Origin of the sequence: Lysinibacillus sp. UBA6686 (assembly GCF_002455205.1) — a bacterium.
In the GTDB taxonomy this organism is placed as follows: Bacteria; Bacillota; Bacilli; order Bacillales_A; family Planococcaceae; genus Lysinibacillus; species Lysinibacillus pakistanensis.
Genome location: NZ_DKJS01000007.1, coordinates 14,619 through 38,031, shown reverse-complemented (window position 1 = coordinate 38,031; position 23,413 = coordinate 14,619). Strand labels below are relative to the sequence as shown.

At 36.9% G+C, this 23,413-nt stretch carries 29 protein-coding genes and 1 riboswitch; of the genes, 9 read left to right on the top strand and 20 right to left on the bottom strand.

The annotated features are described in order from the left end of the window. Nucleotides 1–50 precede the first annotated feature (50 nt). Both B2R82_RS01985 and B2R82_RS01980 read right to left on the bottom strand, forming a co-directional pair. Complete coding sequence (locus B2R82_RS01985) at nucleotides 51–1,364, bottom strand: HD domain-containing protein (RefSeq protein ID WP_286923267.1); 1,314 nt, start codon at nucleotides 1,362–1,364, stop codon at nucleotides 51–53. A 229-nt stretch (nucleotides 1,365–1,593) separates the two neighbouring features. Next, nucleotides 1,594–1,818, bottom strand: a complete 225-nt coding sequence (locus tag B2R82_RS01980) for a DUF1450 domain-containing protein (RefSeq protein WP_049667962.1) — start codon at nucleotides 1,816–1,818, stop codon at nucleotides 1,594–1,596. Between the two features lie 238 nt (nucleotides 1,819–2,056). Here B2R82_RS01980 and B2R82_RS01975 point away from each other — a divergent pair, with 238 nt between their 5' ends. Continuing rightward, nucleotides 2,057–2,707, top strand: a complete 651-nt coding sequence (locus B2R82_RS01975; RefSeq protein ID WP_286923266.1) for an RsfA family transcriptional regulator — start codon at nucleotides 2,057–2,059, stop codon at nucleotides 2,705–2,707. A gap of 28 nt (nucleotides 2,708–2,735) precedes the next feature. On the opposite strand, the gene B2R82_RS01970 is transcribed toward B2R82_RS01975, so the two are convergent. After that, complete coding sequence (locus tag B2R82_RS01970) at nucleotides 2,736–3,569, bottom strand: lipoate--protein ligase family protein (RefSeq protein ID WP_286923265.1); 834 nt, start codon at nucleotides 3,567–3,569, stop codon at nucleotides 2,736–2,738. 157 nt (nucleotides 3,570–3,726) lie between these two features. On the opposite strand from B2R82_RS01970, the gene hemQ reads away from it, so the two are divergent. Beyond that, nucleotides 3,727–4,476, top strand: coding sequence for a hydrogen peroxide-dependent heme synthase (gene hemQ, locus B2R82_RS01965; RefSeq protein WP_283870682.1), 750 nt, complete (start codon nucleotides 3,727–3,729; stop codon nucleotides 4,474–4,476). 41 nt (nucleotides 4,477–4,517) lie between these two features. On the opposite strand, the gene B2R82_RS01960 is transcribed toward hemQ, so the two are convergent. Both B2R82_RS01960 and B2R82_RS01955 read right to left on the bottom strand, forming a co-directional pair. Further along, on the bottom strand, nucleotides 4,518–4,700 hold the full coding sequence (locus B2R82_RS01960) for a hypothetical protein (RefSeq protein ID WP_286923264.1): 183 nt from the start codon (nucleotides 4,698–4,700) through the stop codon (nucleotides 4,518–4,520). Nucleotides 4,701–4,869: 169 nt separating this feature from the next. Continuing rightward, nucleotides 4,870–5,040, bottom strand: a complete 171-nt coding sequence (locus tag B2R82_RS01955) for a hypothetical protein (RefSeq protein WP_286923263.1) — start codon at nucleotides 5,038–5,040, stop codon at nucleotides 4,870–4,872. Between the two features lie 413 nt (nucleotides 5,041–5,453). Between B2R82_RS01955 and B2R82_RS01950 the strand changes: the two genes are divergently transcribed. Both B2R82_RS01950 and gerQ read left to right on the top strand, forming a co-directional pair. Further along, nucleotides 5,454–5,837 carry a cell wall hydrolase gene (locus B2R82_RS01950; RefSeq protein ID WP_376781208.1) on the top strand — a complete coding sequence of 128 codons (384 nt, stop codon included), beginning with the start codon at nucleotides 5,454–5,456 and terminating at the stop codon, nucleotides 5,835–5,837. Between the two features lie 21 nt (nucleotides 5,838–5,858). Next, on the top strand, nucleotides 5,859–6,191 hold the full coding sequence (gene gerQ / locus B2R82_RS01945) for a spore coat protein GerQ (RefSeq protein WP_054770276.1): 333 nt from the start codon (nucleotides 5,859–5,861) through the stop codon (nucleotides 6,189–6,191). A gap of 92 nt (nucleotides 6,192–6,283) precedes the next feature. Here gerQ and B2R82_RS01940 read toward each other — a convergent pair whose 3' ends face one another. The 5 genes from B2R82_RS01940 to B2R82_RS01920 all read right to left on the bottom strand — a co-directional run bounded on the left by B2R82_RS01940 (nucleotide 6,284) and on the right by B2R82_RS01920 (nucleotide 9,277). After that, entirely contained in the window at nucleotides 6,284–7,462 is a 1,179-nt protein-coding gene (locus tag B2R82_RS01940) for an amidohydrolase (RefSeq protein ID WP_286923262.1), read from the bottom strand. A gap of 220 nt (nucleotides 7,463–7,682) precedes the next feature. Continuing rightward, nucleotides 7,683–8,063 carry a DUF423 domain-containing protein gene (locus B2R82_RS01935; protein WP_283870678.1) on the bottom strand — a complete coding sequence of 127 codons (381 nt, stop codon included), beginning with the start codon at nucleotides 8,061–8,063 and terminating at the stop codon, nucleotides 7,683–7,685. Nucleotides 8,064–8,089: 26 nt separating this feature from the next. Continuing rightward, on the bottom strand, nucleotides 8,090–8,356 hold the full coding sequence (locus B2R82_RS01930) for a YwdI family protein (protein ID WP_286923261.1): 267 nt from the start codon (nucleotides 8,354–8,356) through the stop codon (nucleotides 8,090–8,092). Then, nucleotides 8,353–8,532: a uracil-DNA glycosylase gene (locus B2R82_RS01925; protein WP_286923260.1), complete on the bottom strand. Its 180-nt coding sequence runs from the start codon at nucleotides 8,530–8,532 to the stop codon at nucleotides 8,353–8,355. The genes B2R82_RS01930 and B2R82_RS01925 overlap by 4 nt, the downstream gene beginning before the upstream one ends. A 67-nt stretch (nucleotides 8,533–8,599) precedes the next feature. Beyond that, a complete protein-coding gene (locus B2R82_RS01920; RefSeq protein WP_286923259.1) occupies nucleotides 8,600–9,277 on the bottom strand; it encodes a uracil-DNA glycosylase in 678 nt (225 codons plus the stop codon). 173 nt (nucleotides 9,278–9,450) lie between these two features. On the opposite strand from B2R82_RS01920, the gene thiD reads away from it, so the two are divergent. After that, nucleotides 9,451–10,281, top strand: coding sequence for a bifunctional hydroxymethylpyrimidine kinase/phosphomethylpyrimidine kinase (gene thiD / locus B2R82_RS01915; protein WP_286923258.1), 831 nt, complete (start codon nucleotides 9,451–9,453; stop codon nucleotides 10,279–10,281). A 45-nt stretch (nucleotides 10,282–10,326) separates the two neighbouring features. Here thiD and B2R82_RS01910 read toward each other — a convergent pair whose 3' ends face one another. Next, nucleotides 10,327–10,878 (bottom strand): acyl-CoA thioesterase, encoded by a 552-nt coding sequence (locus B2R82_RS01910; RefSeq protein WP_054770280.1) that lies wholly within the window; start codon nucleotides 10,876–10,878, stop codon nucleotides 10,327–10,329. Nucleotides 10,879–11,064: 186 nt separating this feature from the next. On the opposite strand from B2R82_RS01910, the gene B2R82_RS01905 reads away from it, so the two are divergent. From B2R82_RS01905 to bshB2, 3 genes are all read left to right on the top strand, one after another. Beyond that, nucleotides 11,065–11,346 carry a hypothetical protein gene (locus B2R82_RS01905; RefSeq protein WP_286923257.1) on the top strand — a complete coding sequence of 94 codons (282 nt, stop codon included), beginning with the start codon at nucleotides 11,065–11,067 and terminating at the stop codon, nucleotides 11,344–11,346. 498 nt (nucleotides 11,347–11,844) lie between these two features. Beyond that, the gene (locus B2R82_RS01900; protein WP_283870673.1) at nucleotides 11,845–12,195 is read left to right on the top strand and encodes a YojF family protein; all 351 of its coding nucleotides are present in this window, start codon (nucleotides 11,845–11,847) and stop codon (nucleotides 12,193–12,195) included. Between the two features lie 13 nt (nucleotides 12,196–12,208). Next, nucleotides 12,209–12,898, top strand: a complete 690-nt coding sequence (gene bshB2 / locus B2R82_RS01895) for a bacillithiol biosynthesis deacetylase BshB2 (RefSeq protein WP_286923256.1) — start codon at nucleotides 12,209–12,211, stop codon at nucleotides 12,896–12,898. 44 nt (nucleotides 12,899–12,942) lie between these two features. Here the strand turns inward: bshB2 and B2R82_RS01890 are convergent, their stop codons facing one another. Continuing rightward, entirely contained in the window at nucleotides 12,943–13,686 is a 744-nt protein-coding gene (locus B2R82_RS01890; protein WP_286923255.1) for a TerC family protein, read from the bottom strand. Nucleotides 13,687–13,939: 253 nt separating this feature from the next. Here B2R82_RS01890 and ilvA point away from each other — a divergent pair, with 253 nt between their 5' ends. Further along, a complete protein-coding gene (ilvA, locus tag B2R82_RS01885; protein ID WP_286923254.1) occupies nucleotides 13,940–15,202 on the top strand; it encodes a threonine ammonia-lyase IlvA in 1,263 nt (420 codons plus the stop codon). A gap of 198 nt (nucleotides 15,203–15,400) precedes the next feature. On the opposite strand, the gene B2R82_RS01880 is transcribed toward ilvA, so the two are convergent. The 8 genes from B2R82_RS01880 to B2R82_RS01845 all read right to left on the bottom strand — a co-directional run bounded on the left by B2R82_RS01880 (nucleotide 15,401) and on the right by B2R82_RS01845 (nucleotide 23,218). Further along, nucleotides 15,401–16,147, bottom strand: a complete 747-nt coding sequence (locus tag B2R82_RS01880) for a nuclease-related domain-containing protein (RefSeq protein WP_286923253.1) — start codon at nucleotides 16,145–16,147, stop codon at nucleotides 15,401–15,403. Continuing rightward, complete coding sequence (locus tag B2R82_RS01875) at nucleotides 16,113–16,343, bottom strand: hypothetical protein (protein WP_286923252.1); 231 nt, start codon at nucleotides 16,341–16,343, stop codon at nucleotides 16,113–16,115. Before B2R82_RS01875 ends, B2R82_RS01880 begins: the two co-directional genes overlap by 35 nt. Before the next feature lie 92 nt (nucleotides 16,344–16,435). Beyond that, nucleotides 16,436–17,230, bottom strand: coding sequence for an ABC transporter ATP-binding protein (locus B2R82_RS01870; protein ID WP_283870668.1), 795 nt, complete (start codon nucleotides 17,228–17,230; stop codon nucleotides 16,436–16,438). After that, a complete protein-coding gene (locus tag B2R82_RS01865) occupies nucleotides 17,223–18,251 on the bottom strand; it encodes an ABC transporter permease (protein ID WP_286923251.1) in 1,029 nt (342 codons plus the stop codon). The genes B2R82_RS01870 and B2R82_RS01865 overlap by 8 nt, the downstream gene beginning before the upstream one ends. A 93-nt stretch (nucleotides 18,252–18,344) precedes the next feature. Beyond that, nucleotides 18,345–19,367: an ABC transporter substrate-binding protein gene (locus B2R82_RS01860; protein ID WP_286923250.1), complete on the bottom strand. Its 1,023-nt coding sequence runs from the start codon at nucleotides 19,365–19,367 to the stop codon at nucleotides 18,345–18,347. A 362-nt stretch (nucleotides 19,368–19,729) separates the two neighbouring features. Then, nucleotides 19,730–20,308, bottom strand: coding sequence for a TetR/AcrR family transcriptional regulator (locus B2R82_RS01855; protein ID WP_286923249.1), 579 nt, complete (start codon nucleotides 20,306–20,308; stop codon nucleotides 19,730–19,732). Continuing rightward, nucleotides 20,305–22,509, bottom strand: coding sequence for an ABC transporter permease (locus B2R82_RS01850; protein ID WP_286923248.1), 2,205 nt, complete (start codon nucleotides 22,507–22,509; stop codon nucleotides 20,305–20,307). The genes B2R82_RS01855 and B2R82_RS01850 overlap by 4 nt, the downstream gene beginning before the upstream one ends. A 16-nt stretch (nucleotides 22,510–22,525) precedes the next feature. Then, nucleotides 22,526–23,218: an ABC transporter ATP-binding protein gene (locus B2R82_RS01845; RefSeq protein WP_286923247.1), complete on the bottom strand. Its 693-nt coding sequence runs from the start codon at nucleotides 23,216–23,218 to the stop codon at nucleotides 22,526–22,528. A 147-nt stretch (nucleotides 23,219–23,365) separates the two neighbouring features. Continuing rightward, nucleotides 23,366–23,410, top strand: a riboswitch (PreQ1 riboswitch). Nucleotides 23,411–23,413: the final 3 nt, after the last annotated feature.

Sequence of the window (23,413 nt, the reverse complement as noted above, 5' to 3'; positions counted from 1 at the left end):
AAGGGAAAATCGATATACAAAATTTATACATTTTAAATTTATTCTAGGATTTATTTTTTCCCTTTTCCTTTTAACAACGTTAAGATTTCTTTCTTTACCATAGCATGTGTTTGATCATCCTCTAAAAAATCTAAAGGGAAATATACTTTGTGATCTCGTTTCATGCGACCAGAAATGGAATCAACAATAATTGATTCCCGTGACAGCTCCCGCAACTCTCCGTTTTTCATTTCTAAAAAAATCGGAACCCGTACTTCTTCCTCACCCGGTCGATAAAAATCGTATGGTAAATCTGCAGTTGTATCGTGGACAAGGTAATATTCTGGATTTAACTCCGCTTGCTTGAAAAGTAATTGAAGTTTTTGATATTTGTCTAGCTCTACCCCTGGATCTAAATCGATGTACTGGAATAGCTTACGATTCACAAATCGGCGACTTAAATCGCTTAAGATAGCATCTTCTTCTTGCATCCAAAGTTGAAAATATGTAAAAAGAATGCTTTCATCTAATGCAAGATAATCCTCAAGCGTAATAGAGTTACGGAAAAATGCTTTAAAATGTGTAGGCTCATGCTTAAAATGATAGCCTTCTAAGCTTAATTGCTTTGCTCGTTTTAAAATATTATTTAAAATAACCTCTGCACTACGAGAAACTGGATGAAAATAAATTTGCAGATACATTTGGTAGCGGCTCATAATATAATCTTCCACTGCATGCATGCCAGTTGCCTTAATCACCACTTGATTTTTTCGCGGACGCATCACTCTTAAGATTCGTTCCATATCAAAATGACCGTAGCTGACCCCTGTAAAATAGGCATCACGTTGTAGGTAATCCATACGGTCAGCGTCGATTTGACTGGATATTAAGCTGACTACTTGCTTATTTGGATAGGTTTTTTCAATGACTTGAGATACCTTCTCTGGAAAATCAACAGCAACTTTCTTTAAGACTGCATTAACTTCCGTATTACCAAGTAAAATTTGTGTTGTATAAAATTCATGGTCCAGCTCAAAGACATTTTCGAAAGCATGTGAAAATGGACCATGTCCTAAATCATGTAATAGGGCTGCACAAAGCACAAGTAGTCGTTCATCTTCGTCCCATTCTGGACGGCCAGCAAATATATCATCTACTATACGGCGTACAATCTCATAAACGCCAAGTGAATGACTAAAACGGCTGTGCTCCGCCCCATGAAATACCAAAAATGTTGTACCGAGCTGACGAATTCTACGTAATCGTTGAAATTCTTTCGTCCCCACTAAGTCCCAAATTACCTGATCCCGTACATGCACATAGCGATGCACTGGGTCCTTAAATACTTTCTCCTCCTGTAATTTAGCTTTTGCATAATGTGTCATTTGTTTAGCACCCCCGTTTCGCTATTTGTTCTATTATATGCGATAAATATTGGGCTAGCATACATTTTCTCTTCCATTATAGAGACTATCAGCCTAAATGATTGGATATTCACCAAAATTAGATTTCTATGGACCAAATAAAAACGCTCTTTTAAGATTGTAAATACCTAAACATCTTAAAGAAAACAAAAACTATCCTCAGCGAGTGAAGATAGCATGATCGTTTTTCTTATTTCTTTAATTTTGCTAACACTTTTTCCATAAGCTCTTCTTCCGTTAAGGCTGCAACAGGGCGGCTATTTACAAATGTAAATGTTTTTTTACGTCCTGGGCCACAATAGGAATGACAGCCGATTTCGATGGTTGCATCAGGATCAATTTCCTTTAATTTTGGAATTAACGTTTTTAAGTTAACGGCCTGACATTCATCGCAAACTTTAAATTCGTTTGCCATTTTGTCAACAACCCTTTCTATATAGTATTTTTTCATTCAAAAACATCACTTTTATTGAACGCACGACCTTCGCATATTTAAGTATGCAGCATGCGTACAAACCTACATCGGGTATTGTATCGCACTTTTCACCTTGTATTCAAGCATAATTCCTTTCACATAGGTGAATAAAAGGTTAAAAGATTGGTCATGCTAGTCTTAAATAAAGAAGTTCCAAATAAAGGTGGGAGGATTTTATATGAGTAAAGTAAGACAAGATGCTTGGTTACAAGAAAATGATGAATTATTAGCAGAGGCGGTTATTCGCCATGTAACAGAGGGTAGTACACAGTTGAATGCCTTTGAAGAAGCTGGTGATGCGTTAAATCGTACAGCTGCTGCCTGTGGTTTTCGTTGGAATGCTGTTGTTCGTAAGGAATATGAGGAGCAATTAGCTGAAGCGAAAAAGGAAAGAAAAGAGAGAATGCGAGTGTTGGGTGCACCAGCTAGACGACGTGCCTCTAGTATGTTTACAGTCAATAGTAGCGCCGCCGAGGGTAAATCCATTCCGTTATCTGCGTTATCTCTTGATATTGTCATAGCCTACTTACTACGTTTACAGCATTCTGGTGAGCTAGGTAATGAGTCTACAAAATGGAGACAGCTAGTACACGTAACATCCGAGAAAAATAAAAAACTAGAAAAAACCATTACTCAGCTAGAGGAAGAGAATAGAGCAATTCGTAAAGATTACGAGCAATTTGTACAAATTATGAACCGTGCTAGACGACTTGTAACACTAGATGAAGAGGAAGAACGAATTGCACCTGTTTTCAAAATGGAGAAAAACGGAAATCTTGTTGTAAGTAGCTCTACCTATCAACCAGAAAATGGCGATGCGCTTAGTTAGCAGCATCGCTTTTCCCTTTTTGTTACTATTATTTAGGTGCAAGCATTTTCTTATTGCGCTCTAATATACGCTTTAAATAGAAAGCATACAACATAAGCTCCTCATCATGAAAAGATTCAAATCGTATTTCTTCAGCCATTTTATGAATAAGACACTGTAATCGAATGATCACTGCTTCCACGGTTAAAGTTGCATCAACAAGCTCTGACAGTGAAGCCATTACACTAGGGTCAATGCTTGGATACTTAAATTTTGTTGCCTCTCCCTGTAAACTTACCTCATAAAAGTCTCGAATAAGCGCTGCTCGTTCGGAACCGCTTCCCTCAATACATAGATAAATTTGCACGGCCACTCCTTGACGTAAACGCCTTTGTGAAATACCTGCAAATTTCTTCCCATCAATACTTAAATCATAGGAACCCGGACAATAGGAACCTACAATTTCATAGGCTTCAATTCTATCTGCCACCTCAGGAAATAATCCTTTGATTAGAGCAACCATTACATCATAGCCATCATTAATGCTTAATGCTTCTGTTTGTTCAGATAAAACAATTGAAATATTTAATACTCCTGCATCTAGTACCACTGCTAAACCTCCCGAATTACGGACGATAGGTTGATAGGCTCGTGCTTGGAGTAACTCCATCCCTTGCTGTACATAAGGTAAGCGATGATCCTGAATACCAAGGACAACAGATGCATCATGAACCCATGTACGAATAGTTGGCGGAGAGGCTAATTGTCCCACTAACTGACATAAAGTATCATCTGTTGCAAAGGATTCCAGTGGCGATCTTTGTTTCGCACTAATGGATTGATCGTAAAAACGCCATATTGGCTGTTGTAAAATACTATTCATGCTTAGAGCTCCTCTATTTACATCTCTTCTCTTAAGCATACATAATCTGCGGAAGGTGTCAAATTCGTGAAATACAATCATGAATTTAGGGATTTCGTACAAACTATGATAAACTAAATTTTGAATGTTATTCACTTATAAAGGAGTGTTTTCAATAATGAATGAAGCAGCTATTACTTTAGATGGTTGGTATGCTCTACATGATTTTCGCTCAATCGATTGGGCTTCATGGAAACTCGTTTCTGCTGAAGAACGCCAAGCGGCAGTAGAAGAATTCGTCGCGTATTTAGAAAAATTAAACGAAGCAGATATCGCTAAAACTGGTGCTCATGCCTTTTATGCAATTGTTGGCCAAAAAGCTGATTTTATGATTATGACATTGCGTGAAACAATGGATGAGCTACAAGAGCTTGAAGCTGATTTTAATAAATTAGCAATTGCTGATTTTACAATTCCTACATATTCTTATGTATCTGTTGTAGAGCTTTCCAACTATTTAGCTGGTGAATCAAACGAAGATCCGTACCAAAATCCACATGTACGTGCACGTCTTTATCCTGAGCTTCCACGCTCTAAATATGTATGCTTCTATCCAATGGATAAACGCCGTCAGGGCAATGATAATTGGTACATGCTTTCAATGGATGAGCGTAAAACATTAATGCGTTCTCATGGTATGATTGGTCGTGGCTATGCTGGTAAAGTAAAACAAATTATTACTGGTTCTGTTGGCTTTGATGATCATGAATGGGGCGTAACATTGTTCGCAGATGACGTATTACAATTTAAAAAATTAGTATATGAAATGCGCTTCGATGAAGTTTCTGCTCGTTACGGGGAATTCGGTGCATTCTTCGTTGGTAACCTTCTTGATAACGAAAAACTAGTGAAATTCTTAACAGTCTAATCCTATAAAAAATGCGAGCCCCAAAAATGGACTCGCATTTTTTAAAATTCATTTTCTTCACTTGCTTCTGATTCCAATATTAAAATAATGGTATGAATAAAAAAGCCAGTTAGAATCATTAGGAAAACCAAATACCAGTTATATGGTTGATGGTAGAGTTCTGCTATACCTACAGCTGTCAATGCACTTACGATAATTGCTACAAACATACCAAAAATACGCATTGTAACACTCCTTCATGAAAGCAAAAAATATTTTTCCACATTAGTATGTCACTGTTTATTTTCAATATACTTGCAAGACAAAAAGTTTTTATCCTTTCAATAACAAAAATAAGAAAGTATCACCTTAACTTACGATGACACTTTCTTGTTTTCATATTACTTTCACCTCTCAGGAGTTTTCATCCTTCACCCTTAATATTAAAATGATCGTATTGATAAAAAAACCAATAACGATCATTAAAATAAATAGATACCAATGGAGTGGCTGTCCGTAAAAATCACCTAATAAAAATGCCAGTACAGCACTCAATAAAATACCAAACCAAACACCGATCTCCATTTCCTGTCACCTCACATGTATTCAATACACATGCAACCTGTATCTTGATTTACCACAAGACTGCCACCTCTATAGGTGTTTGGATAATGTGATTTTCTCCCTCGCGGTGGCGTACAACCCCTACTGAATCAAGATTAAGCCCCCAAAAATTCGGATGCAATTACGCTGGGGCGTAAATAATCTCATGTTCCCCAAAATAGTAGCTATTCTCTTTTTACCCAATTTGTTAAAAAAATATCGAACTTTTAACTATTTTTACAGACTACTCGTTATAACTAATATATGCTTACTAATTTTAAAATGTGATGATCTTTGTCATGAAAATAAACATGTCTACAATGCCTTCATGCATATACTGTCTGCGAGGAGGAATGTAAATCGCTGTTATAAAGACCAATGATGCACAAACAGCAATGCTCGCAAGGCTAATGCGAGCCGAGGCAGAAGGTGAAGGAGAATTAGGTATGCTGATGGTTGGCAACGTAGGCGTCAATCGCGTACGAGGAGATTGCCTAGATTTCGGGAATATTCGAACAATTGAACAAATGGTTTTTCAACGTCCAGGAGGTTTCGAGGCGACACAAAAGGGTTACTTTTATCAACGAGCACGTGATCAAGATATTCGTTTAGCAAAACGAGTGATTCAAGGTGAACGGTTCCATCCTGCAACCCGCTCCCTCTGGTTTTTTAGACCTGAAGGAGATTGTCCAGCACAATGGTATGGTCAATGGAACACAGGAAGATATAAATCTCATTGCTTTTTCTCACCATCTGAGGAAGACTGTCCTCAAATCTAAAAGAAAGAAGGTTGATAATCAATGATGCCCTATTATTGGACACCGACAACGCAACAAATGCCCCCACAAGTAACAATTCCAAGTAGCGGACGACCACCTGGACGTGAAGAGTCCTATATTGAAAATATTTTGCGTTTGAATCGTGGTAAACCTGCTACATTCCATTTCTCTTTTGAGCATGCAGTCGAGGCAGGAAAAAACACTAAAACTGTACGTGGTGTGGTAGAAGCTGCTGGTCGAGATCATGTTATTATACGTGAACTTAAATCCAATCATCGCTTCCTCTTCCCTATGATTTACTTTGATTTTGCTGAATATGATGAAGAGATGTCCTATTTCAATCAAAATCCATAATTCATTTGCTTATGTAGCTAGTAATTGTCAGTTGTTATTATTGATACTTATTAAAAATGGCATGGTAGGAACATTCCTATCATGCCATTTGACTATTTATTTTTCTGTAAGTATTGTAGAGTTGCTTTTCCTAAAGTTTTTGCAGCAATTAGCATCGCACGTTCATCAAAATCAAAGCGTGCATGATGATGTGGATATGCTTCTTCCCACTCGGGCTTTTTAGCACCTGTAAAGAAAAATGTACCTGGCACCTTTTCTAGATAATAGCCAAAATCTTCACCAATCATAAACGGTGGACATGTTATAACATTTTCTACACCTGGTACATCATCCGCAAGCTGTGCAATAAATGCTGTGTCCTCTACATGATTATACACAGGTGGATAACCTCTTGTATAACGATAGTTATAGCTCGCCCCAAAAGGTTGGCAAGTTGCCTTTAATACAGACTCAAGCTCATCCTCCATCTGCTGACGCACCTGCTCATCAAATGTACGGACTGTTCCTGCTAGTACCACTCGATCAGCAATCACATTGAAAGGATTTATTGCCTCAAAATGGCCAAGCGTTAACACAGCCGATTTTAATGGATCTATTCGACGGGAAATAAGCTGCTGCGCATTTACAACAAATTGTGACCCAAGCACAACTGCATCAATCGAATGATGTGGTTCTGCCCCATGACCACCTTTACCTTGAATCGTAATTTCCACTTTATCAGCCGCTGCCATAATTGCTCCATCTCTTACCAACAAATCTCCTATTGGTGTGGGTGCCCATAAATGTGTACCGAAAATAACATCTACTCCATCTAAGCAGCCATCCTCTATCATAGGCTTTGCTCCACCTGGGGCAATCTCTTCTGCATGCTGATGAATAAAGACTACACTCCCTGTAATCTCACCTTTAATTGCATTTAGTGCCTTAGCAAGACCTAATAATGTTGCTGTATGACCATCATGACCACAGGCATGCATTTTACCATCTATTTTCGATCTATAAGGAATCTCATTTTCTTCTTGGATAGCCAATGCATCGAAATCAGCTCGTAATGCCACCGTCTTACCAGGCTTTCCCCCACGTAATGTTGCAACCACACCGCGTTCTCCTACCTGCTCCCGAACATCATGCCCTAATGCACGATGAAAGGCTGCTATATATGCTGGTGTTTCCACCTCTTCAAAGGATAATTCCGGGTATTCATGTAAATGTCGACGAATGGCCACCATTTCATCAAAATTATGATCTAGTAAAGTAAATAGTTTCTCCATATTTTACAAAACCTCACTTTCTCAAGCTCGAACTCTTTTGGTAATAACAGTGTACTATAAATCCTTACAAAAACAATAGGAATTAAAGTGAAGATTGATAGAATAATTTTTTGAGCTTTCAATAGTTACTATAACTTACTTAAAGATAAAAACCCCCTCACAAAAAATGCGAAGGAGTAAAATATTTAGTTTATAATTGTGAAGTTATTAATTATTGCCTTTATCGAGCATGCTTAAGAGCAGATAGGATAATTAGCACCCAGCCTGCTAAAAATAATACACCGCCAATTGGAGTAATGGCACCTAATACTTTAATGCCGCTGATGGCTAATATATATAAACTACCTGAAAAGAAGACAATACCGAGGTTAAAGAAAATACCAGCTAAATTTAATTGCTTTACTTCTCCTAATAATTTGGAGCTCATTAATAGACCAATAACAAGCAAGCCTGTCGCATGAAACATTTGATATTGTACGGCTGTTTCCCAAATACCACGACCATAATCATCTAAAACGTCCTTTAACGCATGTGCACCAAATGCACCAAATGCTACCGCTAAAAAGCCATGAAGTGCACCTGTTACGATAAATTTTTTCATGTCATTCTCCCTACCTTTAATAATGGTTAAAAGTCAAAAATTGAATCACCATTTGCTCCGTCTTCTTCTTCAATTTTTGCTGTGTATAAACTTGTTGGCTTTGGCTCTGAAACTAGCATTTGTGGTATATGCTTCGACTGTGCTTTTGATATTCCATCCGGCGAGTCTAAAACTACATCACATAATGCCCGAATCGCAGTTAAGGCTTCGCGAATTTGTTGTTCATTTCCAGCATTCTTCACACCTGATAATTGTTTTTCAAGTTGTTGAATAACGGCTTGATAAGAAATCATTGCATTCTCCCACTTTCTGCTTTCGGTACGAATTTTAAACAGTCCATACCAGAGGATTGTTTTACGACAACGGATGGTATTTGCTTTGTTTTAAAGCCATATGCTGAACATGCACGTGGCGTCTGCGGGTCCCATGTTACTTTAAAATGTTGACATTTGAAACAATTAACCTTCATCGTTGCCCCTCACTTTCTTCCATTAATAACTGTATCACGAAACTAATAGTGTATAAAGTAAACGAATCTATTCTAGACACCAATCAATAGGCTGCTCTCCCCATTCTAGTAACTGTGCATTAATTTTAGAATATGGTTTACTACCAAAAAAGCCTCTATAGGCACTAAGTGGACTTGGATGAGGTGCCTCCAAAATGACATGTGGTGTTGAATATTTACGGATTAATGGTTTTTTCCGTTGTGCTGGCTTGCCCCATAAAACAAAAATAATAGGCTCATTTCTTGCTGCCAATTTATCAATTACAGCATCGGTAAATTGCTCCCACCCTTGTTCTTTATGGGAGTTTGCTTGACCTGCACGCACAGTTAAAACTGTGTTCAATAGCATGACCCCCTGTTGAGCCCATTTCGTTAATGTGCCATGTTGGGGAATCGGACAACCCACATCATCCTGTAATTCTTGTAGCATATTACGTAGACTTGGTGGGTGCGGAACTCCTGGCTTTACTGAGAAACTCAACCCATGTGCTTGATTCGGACCATGATAAGGATCTTGACCTAATATGACGACCTTCACATCACAATAAGCTGTTGTAGTAAAGGCATTCATGACATCATTCATAGGTGGATAAATGGTTTGTGTTGAATATTCATGTGCTACAAATTGTCGTAACTTTTTATAGTATGCTTTTTCCATTTCTTCTGCTAGTATTGCTTGCCAATCATTCGGGAATACTTGTTTCATCGTCTAAAAGCCCCTTTCTCTTCTTTCACGGTACAAAAAAATAATGTTGAATTCAAGTATCAATTCAAACTGACCTTGTAAAAATATAGCATTCTGGCTATTTTTATAGAATCAGAATCAGACTATACTAGATGGTAATTTTAATACTCTCAATTATAAAGGAGATCTTTCACATGACTCTAAAAAAAACTTTAACCATTGCTGGTTCAGATACTTCAGGTGGCGCAGGAATGCAAGCTGACTTGAAAACATTTCAGGAACATGGAACATATGGGATGGTGGCACTAACGGTAATTGTTACGATGGATCCAAATGGTTGGACACATAATGTCACACCATTGCCAACAGAGCTTCTGCAAAAACAAATTGATACAGCCCTTTCAACAGGCATTGATGCCATCAAAACAGGGATGCTTTCAACTGAGGAAATTATTCGGGTTGCAGGAGATGCTATCGCAAAATCGGGTACATCCAATGTTGTCATTGATCCTGTCATGGTCTGTAAAGGCGAAGATGAGGTATTGAACCCTGGCAACACAGACGCTATGATTCAATATCTATTGCCACTAGCTGCCGTCACAACACCAAACCTATTTGAGGCAGGACAATTAGCTAGAACAGGTACACCAAAAACGATAGAAGAAATGAAAACAGCAGCTCGTAAAATTCATGAGCTTGGTGCTAAGGCTGTTGTCATAAAAGGTGGAAAAGCGCTAGCAACAGAAAAAGCAACAGATTTATTCTTTGATGGTGAGAAGTTCTATTTACTAGAATCTGAAAAAGTAGCTTCTACTTATAACCATGGCGCAGGCTGTACATTTGCAGCCTCAGTAACCGCAAATCTTGCAAACGGTCTTTCTGTGAAAGAAGCAGTTATAGAAGCAAAAGAGTTTGTATCTGCTGCAATTGCTCATGGATGGGCTTTAAATGATTACGTTGGACCAGTAATGCACGGTGCAAAATCACGTTTTGGTGCACCTGAAGTAACAGTGACAGAGCTATAAAAATGAAAAAGCATCCGATTAGCATTACTACTCGGATGCCTTTTTTCACATATAATAGTTTTCCATCATTTCGAGACGATAATCCCATGGGTCATTCATTGAAATAAACTGAGCCAACGCCTTACTTTCCTTTTTCCGCTCTGCGCGTGCCTTTGCTCGTTCTGCGGCTGTTTCATGTAGCTTTGTCTCCTCAACCGTTTCAGGAATAACGCGAGGCACCGGTGCAGGCTTATTATTTTCATCTAACGCTACAAATGTTAATAATGCTGTCGCTGCAACCTTCCGTTCACCCGTTTTTAAATTTTCAGAAATAACCTTTACGAAAACCTCCATAGAAGACGTTCCTGTCCATGTTACATAGGATTCAAAATAGACAGAATCCGTTGGGCGAATTGGATGAAGGAAGTCAACCGAATCCGTTGAGGCTGTTACACAGTCTCTACGACTATGCTTTGCAGCAGAAATGGAGGCCACTTGGTCAATATCACTCATTAAACGACCACCAAATAGAGTATTATGATTGTTAACGTCGTTTGGAAACACTCGACTTGTACGCATAACTCTAGATTCTTTACAATATTTATAGCCCTTATTCACAACAATTCCCCCTTAAAACAGGTTTATTCCTACTATAATGCTCTATTCTTCTAGAAAAATCAATATAATTATTAGAAAATTACAAATTCTTAATAAGGGACTTTTTGCTCTCAATGTGAAAAGTGATGGACAAGATACGCTACTTCTTTCTTCACCATATATTAGCTGTATACGGGAGGGAGAAAAATGAAAAAGCATAAACATGATGGAACGAATGATCAATCTGGTTTATTAGCTGGAGAAATAACCTCCTCTAAAGTTGAAGTAATTGCTTCCATTGTATTAACACTTGGTTATTCATTATCAACCCTCGCAGATATATTAGCATTGCAGGAGGAAGAAAAATTAGCACAAGAAAATACATCAAAGGCACAGGATCAAAATTTACAGTTTAGGCAAATGTGTAAACAATTACAGAATGTTAACAATCGCTTAGATTCGATTGAACGAAAGCTTAACAGATATTAAAGATACATATTTCGAATTCTTCAGCTACTTTTAAAAAGCCGCGATTCTCTATTAAAATGAGAATTGCGGCTTTTTTACTATACTATGATAATTAGCTTTCAGTCTTCTTTCCTTTTCAAGTCCGTAACCAGTCCACATTGAAGGAACGTCATCTATTGTACCAAGATAGAATTCGTTATAGTTCCTAGTAATTTCTCCCTTCAACACAAATGGTTATCTATACTCCATAACAGAAAGAGCCATGGTTGCAATATCTTATTAGCTGTGAAATCATTTACTATACAAAACGACACATTTTGTACAAAATTGCTTTCACACTCTTATATTGATACATTACTATAATTTTTTCAAGAATATTGCTTATGGATGTGTCATAGATTTATAGATATCTGTTTATTTTAACCAAATGATTAATTTATCATCTAAAGGGCATTCAATTTCCCTTTGTGAATTTTTTTTACTATACTTAAATTAGAAATAATCGAGAGGAGTGTTAAGATGCAAGAAGTACATGTAGAGACGTTACAAGAATTATTGAATTCTTTCGCCAACAAAGACGTTTATATTCATCTTGAGACAACGAACGGTTCTTATGCAGCACACTTTGATGAAAAATTTTTTAATGCAGGCGCCTTTATTCGCAATGCAAGGATTAATTACGAGCTAGCGAAAGTAGTAGATGATTCACCCCATCGTGTCGGCTTAAAAATGGCACATGGCTGGGTCTATGCACAAGGCATCACACATTATGAATTAGATGATTTAGGCCGTTTATTAATGGCTGGATTAGACTACTCTGGAAAATTGGCGATTGCGCTTGAAATTAGTGAAACGCCATTTTCTTATTAAGGGGGACGACTATTTGAATTTACAACCACAACGTCATATTTTAATTGTTTACCCTCACCCAGATGATGAGGCTTTTTCAGTTGCTGGGACTATCGCCTACTATACAAAGAAGATGAATACACCTGTTACATATGCATGTCTAACATTAGGTGAAATGGGGCGTAATTTAGGAAATCCACCTTTTGCTACACGTGAATCCTTACCTGAAATTCGCCGTAAGGAGCTTATTGCTGCTGCTGAAGCTATGGGTATTCAGGATCTACGTATGCTTGGTTTCCGTGATAAAACAATTGAGTTTGAAGACGATGAAAAAATGGTAAAGCTGGTGGAAGGGTTAATCGAAGAGTTAACGCCTTCGCTCATCATTACTTTCCTACCTGGCTTTGCTGTGCATCCTGATCATGAGGCCACTGCTCGTGCAGTAGTTGAGGCTGTTCGCCGTATGCCTAAAGCTGAGCGTCCCCAAGTGTTTGGCTGTGCATTTGCGAATGATACAATTGAGAAAAATGGAGAGCCCCATGTTGTCTATGATATTCGTGAAATGAAGATGGACAAAGTGAAAGCTTTACAGGCACATGCCTCGCAAACTGCTTGGATGATGCAGGAAACGGAAAAACGCATTGATGACGGGGAGCCAATGAGCGAAAGCTGGCTAAATATTGAAAAATTCTATATTGTAAATCCTGATCATTATGCTAAGTGATTAAACAAAGGTTCTGCTCTCTTTTTGAGAGCAGAACCTTTTTGTTAAGCAACTCTTAATTTTTTCAAAAAATGAATAATGAAAGTAAATGTAAACACAATAATGAGAACTACAAAAAACATATAATGCGGAACATGAACACCAACAATACTTACTAGCATTTTCAGCGCAATAATGCCAATGATGATAAAGGCTGTCGTCTCAAGTTCAGGTATCTTTTCAATAATGATTAGAAATAGGCCTGCAATGGTTCTCATCATTAAAATACCTAGCATTCCACCGACCAGTAATATCCATATTTGATTGGATATCGCAAATGCAGCAAATATGGCATCAACCGAAAAAGCAATATCCATTAATTCTACTGAGATAACGGTTGCCCAAAACGTCCCAAACAGTCGAACCATCAAGCCTGTTTTTTTTACTTCCTTGACACTATCCTCTTCCCCTATTTGTAAGAAATGCGCGACACACAGCCATCCTAAATACAAGGCACCTAGTAATTTTATAAACCAAAATTCTACTAAGTATACACCGATGCCTATAAACAGGAAGCGAAAAAAGTAGGCACCCAACATACCATACATTAGCGCTCGTTTTCGTTGCTTGGTTGGTAAATGCTTTACTAGTACTGCCAATACAAGTGCATTATCTGCTGATAGTAAACCCTCGATAACAATTAGTGTTGATATTAATCCCCAAGACACTGGGTCTGTTAAAACTTCCCTCCACATGTCCCAATCGAAAAATTGAATGTATGTAGATAGAATCCCTTGAATGATTTCCAATTACATACCCTCCTACTAGTCCTAAGCTAGTCTAGTATATGCTTGACCATTTTGGTTATGAGGAAATTTTTTTGAATATTGGCGGTTACTTGAAGCTCGATAAGCATTGTTTTTTCTCGAATATGTTTCATTATTCTTATAAACACAAAATAGACACCGAAAATTTAGAATTTACTAAAAATTAATAGCAAATTTCTAATAAAATATGCTATCATAGATAAATGTTTTATACGTAAAACGGAGGATGAAGACTATGGAAGTTGCTGATACTAGAACCGTGCAAGTTGAAAATGTCTTAATTGCACATCATTTTTTAAAAGATGTAGTCGTGCACACACCGCTACAGAAAAACGACTATTTATCCGAGAAATACGGAGCTAATATTTATTTCAAACGCGAAGATTTACAGCATGTACGCTCATTTAAGCTTCGTGGTGCCTATTATAAAATTAAAAAGATTGAAGAAGAGGCTCGCTCAGCTGGAGTTGTTTGTGCAAGTGCAGGTAATCATGCACAAGGTGTCGCTTATGCCTGTGCGCAATTAAAAATTCATGCAAGTATCTTTATGCCTCAAACTACTCCTAAGCAAAAGATTGACCAAGTGCGTATGTTTGGTCGAGAATATGTGGAAATTATTTTAGCTGGTGATACTTTTGATGATTCTGCTGAAAGTGCATTAGACTACTGTGAAGAACATGGTAAAATTTTCATTCACCCATTTGATGATTTTGATGTAATCGCTGGTCAAGGAACTGTTGCTGTTGAAATTATGAATGATATAGAGGAACCTATTGACTACGTGTTTGGTAGTGTTGGTGGCGGAGGATTAATGTCTGGTGTTTCTGCCTATATTAAAAACCTTTCCCCAACAAGTAAAATCATCGGTGTAGAGCCTGCTGGTGCGGGCAGTATGAAAGCTGCATTTGCAGAGGGCGGTGCAGTGTCACTTGACTGGATTGATAAGTTTGTTGATGGTGCTGCAGTCAAATGCGTCGGTCATCATACCTATGATGTTTGTCGCCGCTATTTAGATGACATTGTTCTAGTACCTGAAGGAAAAGTATGTACAACAATTCTAGACCTTTATAATAAGCATGCCATTATTGCAGAGCCTGCTGGTGCATTATCTGTTGCTGCACTCGATTCTTATAAGGAAGAAATTAAAGGGAAATCAGTGGTTGTCATCATTAGCGGTGGCAACAATGACATTGGACGCATGCAGGAGATTAAAGAAAAATCTTTAATTCACGAGGGCTTACTTTATTACTTCATTGTAAGCTTCCCTCAACGTGCAGGGGCACTTCGCCAGTTCCTTACAAGTGTATTAGGGCCAAATGATGATATTACGACATTTGAATATACAAAGAAAAACAACAAAGAGAGTGGTCCTGCCTTAGTCGGTATCGAACTTGGCAATCGTGACGAATATGAAGGTTTATTAGCACGTATGAATGAGTTTGGCTTTAAATATAAAGAGGTAAATAACGACATTCAGCTCTTCGGCTTACTCGTCTAAAACAATGAGTCACACTTCTTATGAAAGTGTGGCTTTTTTGTAGGGACAAAAGAAGGTTAATAGAAATAAGTTAGGGCTTTATCGAAACAAGTTTGAGGTTTATCGAAACTTTTCTGGTGTTTATCGAGACTTTTCAGCGCATTATCCCCCAACTTAAACGACACTATCTGACCGCTCGATAGTTTTGTCGCTAACATTTTAATCTAACAATGTTGATGGAATGATATATTTTCTACTCTTATTTTCACCAAATGCTTCAAATTTTAATTTTTTCAATAAATAATAAACTGCTTTCTCTGAGTTAATATCAAAAAAATCACGAAATTGAGCATTTGAAATATGGTTACCCATCATTAATCGAAAATCATGCAATGCAACAAGCATCGATTGATTATCGATTATATTGCAATTACTACAGCGCCATTTCCCATGTATATAGCATAAAGTATGATTACATTGTGAACACAAGGCCCCTTTCTTTAGTTCATCTAGCTGAATATCTGGAATCCATCGGGTTGGCTTATGCATTTGCAGCAGATGTTCTGAGAGCTCAATTAAATCAGCTTCACTTATACAAACTTGTCGATGCTTCCTGTATAATTGCTCAACCCTCTCAGCCAAGCCACTTACATGGAGAATTGGCTGAGTCGCAAAACGAGGAGACATAATCATATTTGGATTTGCAGAAATAACAAAACACGCTATTGGTATATGATGCCCTCTCATGTGAAGCATTCTAGACATAAATCTAACATGTCGCTTTACCTGATCTAACGGATTGCGAAACCCATCTACTCTTCCATCAGAAGTAACTCTTATGAACTGGTGGTTTTCAGCCATGAAATCAACACGACCGGAAATATTTTTGATCTCCAATACTAAGATAAAATACTGTGTCATTAATAATGTATCATGATCCACCCTTCGCTTTAAACTCCACATCATGTAATAAATAATACGCTTGCTGTAAATAGATCTCCTTCCATTCCTGATCAACTCTTTTTTCACCTGCATACCCTGCCTTAGTTCTTCTTAGCATTTCTTGAAAATAATCATACTTAGCGTGAGATTTCGATAACCTTCGATTGATCATCTCTAACATCTGTTGCTTCGATGATACTTCTCTCATTTTCAATAGCATTTTTTCACCTCCTTAGCTAGATTATAATGTAAACCTTCTGAAATTTATCTCCCAACTTAAAAAACGCCCATACCTATGTATGAGCGTTTGGATTACCCTAATAAAGCACGATCTGAATTCATTTTCTCTCCGCGGATACGTTCGAATTCTGCCATTAAATCTGGAATCGTCAATTCGTGCTTGCGATCCTCGCCAACCTCTAAAATAATTTGGCCCTTATCCATCATAATTAGACGGTTTCCTAAATCTAATGCTTGCTGCATATTGTGAGTAACCATTAATGTTGTTAAGTTATCCTTTTCAACTAAATACTTTGTAATGCGAGTGATTAACTCTGCACGAGAAGGGTCAAGTGCTGCCGTATGCTCATCAAGCAATAGAATAGATGGCTTTGTAAATGTTGCCATTAAAAGTGACAAAGCTTGACGTTCCCCGCCTGACAATAAGCCAACCTTCGCTGATAGACGATTTTCAAGATTTAATCCAAGCATCTCTAATGATTCTTTAAAAAACTCTCGACGCTTTTTATCAACACCGATGCGTATCCCTCTACCTTTATTTCGTGAATAAGCTAATGCTAAGTTTTCTTCAATCGTCATCGTTGGCGCTGTACCTGCCATTGGATCCTGGAATACGCGGCCGATATAGTGAGAGCGTTTATATTCAGGTAATGTCGTCACCTCATTTCCATCAATTAACACCGAGCCAAAATCAGGCGTTAAAGCACCTGAAATCATATTCATCATCGTAGATTTACCAGCACCGTTACTACCGATAATTGTCACGAAATCACCTGGCTTTAAATGCAAATTAATTTCAGCAAGCGCAATTTTTTCATCAGGTGTACCTTCATTAAAAATTTTATTGATACCGTTTAGCTTAAGCAAGACCTTTCCCTCCCTGCTCAACAGTCTTTACTTGTGAACGCTCTGCTGCCCGTTTAACCTTACGCTTGCGCTCCTTCCTCTTATTGATAAATTGAGGTAAGATTAGCGCTAGAATAACGATAATGGCTGTGATTAATTTCATATCTCCTGAATCTAAGAAATCTACACGTAATGCTAGAGCTAAAATAATACGATAAATAATTGCCCCTGCGATAACAGCAAATGTCGTACGCATAATTGTTTTAGTACCAAAGATGGCCTCACCAATAATAACGGATGCTAGACCAATCACAATCATACCAATTCCCATACTTACATCTGAGAACTTCGAATACTGTGCGATTAAAGCTCCAGAAAATGCGACAAGTGCATTAGAAAGCCCTAGCCCTAGAATAATAAGTGTATCTGTATTTGCTGAGAAGCTGCGAATCATTCGCTTATTATCACCAGTTGCTCGGATAGCCAGTCCGACTTCTGTCTTTAAGAACCAGTCTGCAATTAACTTAATTAAAATCGTGATGATTAAAACGACAATTAGCGTGCCCCATGTTGCTGGAACTTGCTGAATGCCCATGCCTTTTAATAGGTTATTTAATGCAGCATCGATGCCTAAGTTACTCCAAAATGTCTGAAACTTTGAAAATAACGTTTCTGAGTTCAATAATGGAATATTCGGACGACCTATCGTATTTTCTGCAGTTAACCCCATAATACGTAGGTTAATAGAATATAAAGCAATCATCATCAAAATACCCGATAATAACGGGTTAATTTTCCCCTTTGTGTGAAGAATTCCAGTCATACATCCTGCAATAAATCCAGCAACAATTGCCACTACAGTCGCTAAGATTGGGTGATAACCAAGCAGTATCATCGTTGCTGCTGTAGCCGCCCCTGTTACAAAGCTTCCATCAACCGTTAAATCCGGAAAATCTAACACACGGAATGTTAAGTACACACCAAGTGCCATAATTGCATAGATGATTCCTTGCTCCACTGAGCCAAATAATGCTGTAAACATCGTCGAATCATCTCCTAAAATTATCGTATAAAATGAAGAGAAAGCGGGGACAATCCTCCCCCGCTTAACCCCAATATAATGCCACTTTGGACATTACTTTTCTAAAAGTTCTGCTCCCCAAGAATCCTTAATGTCGATTCCTAAATCATCTGCCACTTTTTTATTGATTAATAGTTTTAAGTTTTGTGGGTATTGTGCTGGTGTATCTGCTGGTGTTGCTTCGCCTTTTAGAATTTTTACAGCCATTTGCCCTGCCTCATAGCCAATATCGAAATACTCAAATCCGTATGCTGCTAAGCCGCCACGAGCAACAGAATCAAGCTCTCCTACAACAAGTGGTAATTTATTTGCATTCGCTACGTCAATGACAGATTCTAATGCAGAAACTACTGTATTATCAGTAATAATATAGAAAGCATCTGCTTTACCAATTAATGATTCCGTTGCTTGTTTTACCTCTGCAGAAGTTGCCGCAGATGCTTCAACAACTGTTAGACCTTGCTCGCCCATAACTTTTTTCACTTCTTTTACTTGTGCTACTGAGTTTTGCTCACCAGCATTGTAGACCATACCAACGTTTTTAGCTCCAAGCTCTTTTAAGAATGCTACAGTTTTAGAAATCGTTTCAGGATGTAAATCGATCGTACCTGTAATATTTTTCCCCGGTTTCTCCATTGATTCGATTAATTGGGCACCGATTGCGTCTGTAACAGAAGTAAAGATAATAGGAATATCGCTAGTTGCTGTTGCTGCAGCTTGTGCAGACGGTGTTGAGTTAGCGAAGATTAAATCTACGTTTGCGCTCACTAGATTGTTAGCTATTGTTGTGTTTAGGCTGTTATCACCTTGTGCGATTTGTGAATCATATTCCACTTTTAAGCCCGCGTCATCAATTGCTTTTTTAAAGCCGTCAGTTGCAGCATTTAAAGATGGATGCTCCACTATTTGAGTAATCCCAATTTTATATGTTTTTTCTGCTTCCTTGCTGCTCTCACTTGCATTATTTTTCTCGTCTCCCTTTGAATCAGATGAACTAGAACCACCGCTACCACAAGCAGCAAGTAACAATACTAACCCAAATAATAGGAACGAAAGCTTTTTTAAATTGCCCTTCACAAATAATCCCCCCGACTATTTTTCAGATATCTATCACACTTCACTCAAACAAAGTGTGAACGTATCGCTATATTATCGTGATTATTAGGGTACGTCAACAACATTATGAATGTTCTGACTTTTAGATTTGACGAAATATTTTAGTTTTTCATTTAATTTGTCGCTTTAAACCGCTAAACTACGCTGTTTTCCTAAAGTGATTTCTTTTTCTAACATAATAAAATTTTTTATGACAATTTTGCGAAGTTATTTAATGAACATCACTAAAGTAAAAAAACTTTTATTTTTCTGACATTTGATTTTAAATTATACATCAAAAAACCTGACATTTTCAAAAGAAATGTCAGGCTTATTTTATCGTTTTACTTTTTCAAAATATCTACTAACCAGCTACTTTGTGGTAAAGGGATATCAGGGAAACAAACATAAGTTTGCGCAACACCTTGAATTGCAGAATAAAAACAACCTGCGAGCGCTTTAGGATCTCCCTCTCGTATTACCCCTTTAGCTTGGCCTACATTAACTAAATTTTCAAATTCCTTAGAGGCAGCGATATCCTTTGATACTTGTTGAACTGCCTCTGGTAAGTTACTTGCTATCTGTGCTTGTCCAACTAACATAAATAATTTTGCTGATAACGGATAAGTTTTAAAAGAATCCAGTATCATCGTAATCATCGTATTTAAATGCTCTAAAGGATGCTCTAATTCCTCTTCTGAAATATGAATATCAGACATACTTGTTTTAGCTCGTTCTAATAGTTCAAGGTATACCTCTTCTTTAGAGCCGAAATAATGAAACAGCAATCCTTGGCTAATTCCAAATATGTCTGCGATCTCTTTCGTTGTAGTTCCATGGTAACCATTTCTTATAAACAAATCCAAGCCCGCGTTTAGAATTTGCTCTCGTCTAACTTCCTTCTGTTCGCGGCGTTTATTCATTTCATCATAACCTCCTGCACTGATACAGCATTGAAGCCTTTTTTATAGATTAACATAATGACCTCGTATGAAACAGCAAAGATTGCAAGGGAGAGTACTATCACCTTAACATCTGGTGTCATCGGTATTGCCATTGTAGAAGATTTAGCTAGTGCATCAAACAAAAATTTAGACAAAATAATCGCATAAATTGTTCCAATAATAAATCCAATGTATGCGATTATACGAAATCCTGACAAGACGATTCGATTGCATTCAGAATCCGTATAGCCAAAAGCTTTCATCAATGCAAAATATTTTCGATTAGAGGAAATAATAACCTTTACAACAATACTAATTGTTAAAATGCTTAAAGCTAAGCCAATTATGATAAATAAAAATGATAAAGCCACATACGTTCCTTTTTGCTGAGAGCTTGAATCGATTATATCTTCTTGTTTTGAAACAAATATATGCTGTTTGTTGTCAAACTCTACATTGTCATCCGTAAATACACCATTATATTCTTCTTTTTCTAAGATGCCATACTTGTTCGCAATTTCAATATTACTATAAACTATTTCTCCATACACTGATTGCTCAATAGCGGCTATAGGTAGTTGATAAGCATCATTATTTATATATATCTTTACTGTATCCCCAATTGACAAATCATATTTCTTACGCATCCAATCATTGACAACAATTCCTTCTTGCTTTGAAATATCTATGTTGTCCTGTTTTTGAATACTATAGAGCTTAAACAGAGACGAACTATTAGATAATGTCATAAATTGTCCATTGTTCAATACATTACCGTTCGGAAATTCAAATCTACAATCTACCGTATAATAAGGTATTCCTGAGTACAAAGATTCCATTGCCTTAGCCTCATTATACCGAACATTACTTTCATACTCGACTCCCTTAAGTGTTAATGAAGATACCTTATCAGCCATTGCTTGCAAAGAAAAAGCAATTTGTAAATTTGCACTAGCCATAAAGCCTGTGAGCAATGCCAATAAAACTAATAAAATGTTATTAGCAATAATTGATTTAAATACTATTTTTTTAAAAGGTATAGTTTTTCTAATTTTTTGCCTTCGCTTAACAAAAATATTTAATTTTACTGACTCTGCATTATGAATCATTTCTAATGGTGGCTTCCGTAAGGTAAATACGGCAATTCCAAACGCTAGTATAGAGAAAAACAGCGCTGGGATTATTGTAAATAGAATGAACTGTACAGTATCGAATTTTTGTAAAACATTAGGTACAAGGAATGTAGAATTGATTCGATTAATAAATAGTGGGCTGATTATATAGGAAGTTAAATATCCTATTATTCCACCTATCAATACAAATACGCCTACTACAAGATATTTTTTAGCAATCTGTACGGTAGTATAGCCAAGTGCTTTAAAAACACCCATATCAGATTTTGTTTCATTTATATTTTGGATTATGGATGTAGTAAGTAGTATTACTATGGTTAATATCAGGAAGCATAGGGCGCTTATAAGACAGACTTTAAACATTTTTTCTTTTGCAATTAATGAAGAAAGTATTTGAGGGTTATCCTCTTTATTAACTATTGACTTTACACTTGTGTTCATAAGCATTTTTTCTAGAAAAATTTGCTTTTGCTTCTCTGACAAATGCTCAGAAAATCGACCAGAATAACTTATTCTTTCTTGTTCATCCCATGTTGAGTACAGATCTTCACTACATAATATAAATGCCTGATTAGTTGATTTATAAGTTATTCCATTATCCGCTACTACTGGTGTGACTGCATCTGGTAAAGTAAAAACGCCACTAATGAAATAGGAGGTATTGCCGATATCAACTGAATCGCCTACTGTCAGACCATTCTGCTTAGAAAAGTTTTGATCTATCGCAATTTCACTCATTTCGTTAGGTGCAACACCTTCAGAATACATTGGAATATCTATGCTACGTGTATTTTTCATTACACGAAATATATTATTTTCTTCATAAATAACTTTGTATGCTAGCGGTTCATATGTAAAAGAATATTCTCTTGAAAGATCTTCTATTATTCCTTCTTTCTGTAGAATAAGCGTAAAATCCTGTTGATTTTGCCCTGCTAGAACATTTTTTACAGAACTTAAGTTTTGAAGATAAAAAACTAGTAATGAACAAATAAACATAGAAAAGACAACAACTAATACTAACGGATATTGTTTGTTCAATTTCATTAGTGCACCCACCCTTTTACCATTTTATCTCGTTCACATTACGCGGATGAACATTGTTAATTATTTCCACTATTCTTCCACTAGTCATCTTAATTACTTTCGATGCAATTTGAGCAATACTAACATTGTGGGTTACCATAATAATTGTAAATTTCAGTTGGTTTTGAAGCTCTTTTAAGTAAGTTAAGATTTGTTTGCTTGTTTCTTCATCCAATGCTCCGGTTGGTTCATCACAGAATAAAAAATCAGGATTCTTTGCTAATGCACGTGCGATTGATACTCTTTGCTGTTGTCCTCCTGAAAGTTCATAAGGAAGACGGTGTTCTAATCCACGTAGTCCTACACCATCAATTATTTCAGTGATATTTTGATTTCCTTTTAAATCCGCACCCATCTTTATGTTAGCTTCCACATTTAAAAATGGGAGTAAGTGATATGCTTGAAAAATAAAAGCTGTCTTGTCTCGCCTAAACATGGTCAGTTCCTTTTGATTTAATCCACAAATCTCGTAATCACCATATATTACGCTTCCTGAATCAGGTGTCTCCAGCCCTGAAATTACATTTAGAAGTGTAGATTTACCGGATCCAGAGGGGCCTAAAATTACTACGAATTCGCCCTCCTCAATAGCTAACGAAACTGAATTTAGCGCATAAAGCAATTCATCCCCATTTTGATAACATTTAACCAAATTCTCTACTCTTAACATGCATAACCTCCAAAATTTTATTAATTGATTAATTAATCAATTAATAAAACAATATTATTGATTAATTAATTTGTCAATAACAGAATAGATATTTCTGACATTTGACTTCATTTATCCTTCTATACTAAAATATTTAACTGTGTGAAAAACACCGTGGTTCGTAACCATCCCACGCAAAAAAACTAAGGAGAAATG

Excerpts from the sequence above, each read along its gene's own strand:
- B2R82_RS01970 (WP_286923265.1), bottom strand. The coding sequence starts at position 3,569 with ATGAATAGTATTTTACAACAGCCAATATGGCGTTTTTACGATCAATCC.
- B2R82_RS01980 (WP_049667962.1), bottom strand. The coding sequence starts at position 1,818 with ATGGCAAACGAATTTAAAGTTTGCGATGAATGTCAGGCCGTTAACTTA.
- hemQ (WP_283870682.1), top strand. The coding sequence starts at position 3,727 with ATGAATGAAGCAGCTATTACTTTAGATGGTTGGTATGCTCTACATGAT.
- B2R82_RS01940 (WP_286923262.1), bottom strand. The coding sequence starts at position 7,462 with ATGGAGAAACTATTTACTTTACTAGATCATAATTTTGATGAAATGGTG.
- B2R82_RS01975 (WP_286923266.1), top strand. The coding sequence starts at position 2,057 with ATGAGTAAAGTAAGACAAGATGCTTGGTTACAAGAAAATGATGAATTA.
- B2R82_RS01935 (WP_283870678.1), bottom strand. The coding sequence starts at position 8,063 with ATGAAAAAATTTATCGTAACAGGTGCACTTCATGGCTTTTTAGCGGTA.
- B2R82_RS01960 (WP_286923264.1), bottom strand. The coding sequence starts at position 4,700 with ATGCGTATTTTTGGTATGTTTGTAGCAATTATCGTAAGTGCATTGACA.
- B2R82_RS01900 (WP_283870673.1), top strand. The coding sequence starts at position 11,845 with ATGCAAGAAGTACATGTAGAGACGTTACAAGAATTATTGAATTCTTTC.
- B2R82_RS01875 (WP_286923252.1), bottom strand. The coding sequence starts at position 16,343 with ATGCTATTGAAAATGAGAGAAGTATCATCGAAGCAACAGATGTTAGAG.
- B2R82_RS01905 (WP_286923257.1), top strand. The coding sequence starts at position 11,065 with ATGAAAAAGCATAAACATGATGGAACGAATGATCAATCTGGTTTATTA.
- B2R82_RS01955 (WP_286923263.1), bottom strand. The coding sequence starts at position 5,040 with ATGGAGATCGGTGTTTGGTTTGGTATTTTATTGAGTGCTGTACTGGCA.
- ilvA (WP_286923254.1), top strand. The coding sequence starts at position 13,940 with ATGGAAGTTGCTGATACTAGAACCGTGCAAGTTGAAAATGTCTTAATT.
- B2R82_RS01880 (WP_286923253.1), bottom strand. The coding sequence starts at position 16,147 with ATGATGTGGAGTTTAAAGCGAAGGGTGGATCATGATACATTATTAATG.
- B2R82_RS01920 (WP_286923259.1), bottom strand. The coding sequence starts at position 9,277 with ATGAAACAAGTATTCCCGAATGATTGGCAAGCAATACTAGCAGAAGAA.
- gerQ (WP_054770276.1), top strand. The coding sequence starts at position 5,859 with ATGATGCCCTATTATTGGACACCGACAACGCAACAAATGCCCCCACAA.
- B2R82_RS01950 (WP_376781208.1), top strand. The coding sequence starts at position 5,454 with ATGCTCGCAAGGCTAATGCGAGCCGAGGCAGAAGGTGAAGGAGAATTA.
- B2R82_RS01930 (WP_286923261.1), bottom strand. The coding sequence starts at position 8,356 with ATGATTTCTTATCAAGCCGTTATTCAACAACTTGAAAAACAATTATCA.
- B2R82_RS01925 (WP_286923260.1), bottom strand. The coding sequence starts at position 8,532 with ATGAAGGTTAATTGTTTCAAATGTCAACATTTTAAAGTAACATGGGAC.
- B2R82_RS01855 (WP_286923249.1), bottom strand. The coding sequence starts at position 20,308 with ATGAATAAACGCCGCGAACAGAAGGAAGTTAGACGAGAGCAAATTCTA.
- B2R82_RS01845 (WP_286923247.1), bottom strand. The coding sequence starts at position 23,218 with ATGTTAAGAGTAGAGAATTTGGTTAAATGTTATCAAAATGGGGATGAA.
- B2R82_RS01985 (WP_286923267.1), bottom strand. The coding sequence starts at position 1,364 with ATGACACATTATGCAAAAGCTAAATTACAGGAGGAGAAAGTATTTAAG.
- thiD (WP_286923258.1), top strand. The coding sequence starts at position 9,451 with ATGACTCTAAAAAAAACTTTAACCATTGCTGGTTCAGATACTTCAGGT.
- B2R82_RS01850 (WP_286923248.1), bottom strand. The coding sequence starts at position 22,509 with ATGAAATTGAACAAACAATATCCGTTAGTATTAGTTGTTGTCTTTTCT.
- B2R82_RS01865 (WP_286923251.1), bottom strand. The coding sequence starts at position 18,251 with ATGTTTACAGCATTATTTGGCTCAGTGGAGCAAGGAATCATCTATGCA.